Raw genomic sequence first — 3,564 nt, forward strand, 5'->3', positions numbered from 1 at the left:
CGTCGCCGCTCGCCCGAGCTCGAAGACGTGTTGCGGCTTGCCGCCTCGCGCGCGTCGCACGCCGGTCGCGCGGCGAGCGTCGACGACGTCGTGCAGGCCCTTGGTGACGTGGGCGGCGATCTCCCGGGCGCTGATCTCATCGTGCGCCACTTCCCGCGCCAGTCGCGCGACTTCTGGGGCTCCATCGGCCCGACGCGGTCGCTTCCGCATACCGGCGGCCATGCGTTCGAGATGAGCGATCACGAGCGTCCGCTAGCCCTCGCTGGCGGCGCAGCGTCCACCGCCGATCATGCCGTTGTGCAGCGGCTCTTCGAGCGGCTCGCCGATATCGAGCGCGGCTTCGCCGATCGCCTGGCGGCGCTGGAGTCGGCGATGGCGCGCCAACCGATGCCGTTGCACACCGATCTTTCACCGCTCGACAGCCGCCTCTCGGCCATCGAGAGCGCACTGCACACGCGCTCGAACGGCGATGCGACCTTTGCGTCCGATGCGGGGCTCGCCGATCGTCTGTGGACCATCGAGCAGGCGCTGGCCACCGAGCGCTCTGAGCGTGCCAACGCCATCACGGCGCTTTCCGACGAGATTACCGGGGTGCGCAGCGCCGTGCGTCTCGCCGCGCAGAACAGCGAGCAGGCGCAGGCCGCGCTCACCGAGCAGCTGCAACAGCTCGCCGCCGGCCTCGAGCAGCACCGGCTCGATCTCGCCGCCAGCCTCGGCGACCGCATCGCCGCCATCGAGCAGGCCCTCGACGCGCAAAATCAGAAGCTGGCCGAGGCGCAGGCCGCCTACAGCGCCGAGCTCAGCGAGGTGCACGATGCGCTGATGAAGATCAGCGCCCACCAGCAGACCCTCGCCGGGGCCGTCGACAACTGGCGCAACAACGATTCGGGCGAGATCCACCTCATCAATGCGCGCCTCGGCGCCGTGCACGAGGACGGAGCCAAGCGCCTGGCGGCGATCGAGAAGTTGTGCGCCGACGTCGATACGCTGTCGCAGCTGGTGCTCGACGACCGCAGCCGCCAGCGCGGCAGCTTCAAGCGGTGGCTGTTCGGCACCGAGGATTGGATCAAGGCGAGCTGGCGTCCGCCGGCCATTCCGCGGCCCGCCGTCCCGCGTCCCGCCATGAAGTGGCCGCGCTTCTCCTGGCGGCTGCCCCTCAAGCGCCGCAGCAGCTAGAACAGCTTGCCGGGATTGAGGATGCCGTTGCGATCGAGCGCCGCCTTGATCTTGCGCATCAGCGCAATTTCGAGCGGGCTCTTGAAGCGCAACAGCTCCTGCCGCTTCATCTGACCGATGCCGTGCTCGGCCGAGATCGAGCCGGAAAGGCTAGCGACCACATCGTGCACGGCGTGCGACATCGGCTCCCACAGGGCGAGGAACGCCCCCTTGTCCATGCCGGCCGGCTGCATGACGTTGTAGTGCACGTTGCCATCGCCATAGTGGCCGAACGTCACCGGGCGCGCCCCGGGGCACACGCGCTCGACCGCCATGCCGGCCGCCGCCAGAAACTGCGGGATGCGCGCCACCGGCACCGACACGTCGTGCTTGATGCTGCCGCCCTCGGGACGCTGCGCCTCGGAGGCGCTCTCGCGTAGGCGCCACAAGGCCTGCGCCTGGGCCAGCGTTGCCGCAATGACGGCGTCGGAGACAACGCCGCGCTCCGCCGCCTCGGCGAGCAGGCGCTGCAGCGTCGCTTCCGCCATCCCGCCCGGCTCGGGGCTCGACAGCTCGAGCAGCACATACCAGGGTGCCGGCTCGCGCAGCGGCAGCCGCGTGCCCGGGATGTGCTTGGTCACGAGCTCGAGCGTGAAGCGGCTCATGAACTCGAATGCCGTCAGCCCGGCGTGCCCGCGCGCCTCGGCGAGGCGGAACAGCGCTGCGACTGCATCGATGTCGGGAAGCGCGGCGAGGGCGACGGCGGTTTCGGCGGGGCGCGGATAGAGCTTCAGTGCGGCCGCGGTGATGATGCCGAGCGTGCCCTCCGAGCCGATGAACAGGTCGCGCAGGTCATAGCCGGTATTGTCTTTTTTCAGGGTGCGCAGCCCGTCCCAGACCTGCCCGTCTGCGGTCACCACCTCGAGGCCGAGCGTCAGCGCCCGCGCGTTGCCGTAGGCGAGCACCGCGACGCCGCCGGCATTGGTCGCCAGCACGCCGCCGATCTGGCAGCTTGCCTCCGAGGCGAGGCTCAACGGAAATAGCCGCTCGGCGCGTTCGGCGGCGGCCTGCGCGTCGGCCAGCGTGACGCCGGCCTCGACGATCATGGTTCCGCCCGCGGCATTGACGGCGCGCACGCGGGCGAGCCGCGCCAGCGACAGCACGACCTGGCTGCCATCGGCCGATGGTGTCTGCCCACCGACGAGGCCGGTGTTGCCGCCCTGCGGGACGATGCCGATGTGCGCCTCGTTGGCGATGGCGAGCAGCTGCGCCACCTCGCGCGTCGAGCCGGGACGCAGCACCAGCGCGGCCTTTCCGGCGTAGAGCCCGCGCAGCTCGCGCAAGTACGGCATCTGAGCATCGGGGTCGGCGATGGCGTGCGCCGCTCCCACCACCTCGGCCATGCGGACGAGCGCGCGCTCGCGCATACCGGGGTCGGCCGCCATCGTCTGTCTGCTGTCTGCGCGCGTGCCGGACACGGGGGCTCGTCCTCGACGCCTTGAATGCCGCGACTGTTGCCGGAAATCGATGGCCCGGCAAATCGCCCCTGCAACCCTCAATGTTTCTCGAGCAGGGGTCTGTTTTGGTTCCCCTCCCCTTGGTGGGGAGGGGCTAGGGGTGGGGGGAAGAACTTGGAGTGACCTGTTGTTTGACACTCCTAGCCCTTCACCCCACCCCGCGCTACCGCGCGACCTTCCCCATCGAGGGGAGGGTATTCGAGCGACAGTCGGCCCCACCAGCAACTCGCCGCGGCCAGGCTAGATATCAAAGTGGTCGGCCGTGGGCCCTCCTCGCGGTGCGGCCGCGCGGCGTAGGCGGTCATTGATCGCCTCGCCGAGGCCTCGATCGGGTATGGGCATCACTGCAATGGCGGGCGCGCCGCTGGCGTCGAGGGCGCGCAGGGCCGCGAACAGGTTGGCCGCCGCCTCGGTCAGGTCGCCGGCCGGGCTGAGATTGATCACCGGGCCGTCGGTCGGCGGCACACGGGGGCCGAAGGCCAGCAGCGCCTCACCCTGGCGCACGTCCCTGGCCTCGAGCCGCACCTGGGCCTCAGGGGCATAGTGGCTGGCGAGCTGACCCGGCGCGTTCGGTAGCTCGGGCTCGAGATCGCCGCGCACCACCCGGTCGCCGAGCACCAGCTCGATCGTCTCCACGGCGATGGCCCCCGGCCGCAACTGCACCGGGACTTCGCCGCGCGCGTCGATGATCGTCGACTCGAGGCCGTGCGCGGTGGGGCCGCCATCGAGGATCATCGCTACCTTGTCGCCGAGGTCGGCGGCAACGTGCGCCGCCTGCGTGGGGCTGATGCGCCCCGAGCGATTGGCCGACGGCGCCGCCAGCGGCCGCCCGAGCTCCGCCAGCAGCGCCCGCGCCACCGGATGGTCGGGCGCTGCTGGCGGAGCTCGGGCG

3 protein-coding genes are annotated in these 3,564 nt (G+C 70.8%); 1 reads left to right on the forward strand and 2 read right to left on the reverse strand.

Features of this window, described 5'->3' with window-relative positions; translation table 11 throughout:
* Window positions 1–1,176: hypothetical protein (locus tag F9K20_RS21125; RefSeq protein WP_291006753.1), on the forward strand; the 1,176-nt coding region annotated here is incomplete at its 5' end.
* Here the strand turns inward: F9K20_RS21125 and F9K20_RS21130 are convergent.
* Complete coding sequence (locus F9K20_RS21130; RefSeq protein ID WP_291006756.1) at window positions 1,173–2,600, reverse strand: FAD-binding oxidoreductase; 1,428 nt, start codon at window positions 2,598–2,600, stop codon at window positions 1,173–1,175. The two genes, F9K20_RS21125 and F9K20_RS21130, sit on opposite strands and share 4 nt — an antisense overlap.
* Window positions 2,601–2,912: 312 nt before the next feature.
* Window positions 2,913–3,564, reverse strand: a 652-nt coding sequence (locus F9K20_RS21135) for a Sua5 family C-terminal domain-containing protein (RefSeq protein ID WP_291006759.1), incomplete at its 5' end; no start/stop codon positions are given.

It is taken from the genome of Hyphomicrobium sp. (assembly GCF_009026145.1).
Taxonomy (GTDB): Bacteria; Pseudomonadota; Alphaproteobacteria; order Rhizobiales; family Hyphomicrobiaceae; genus Hyphomicrobium_A.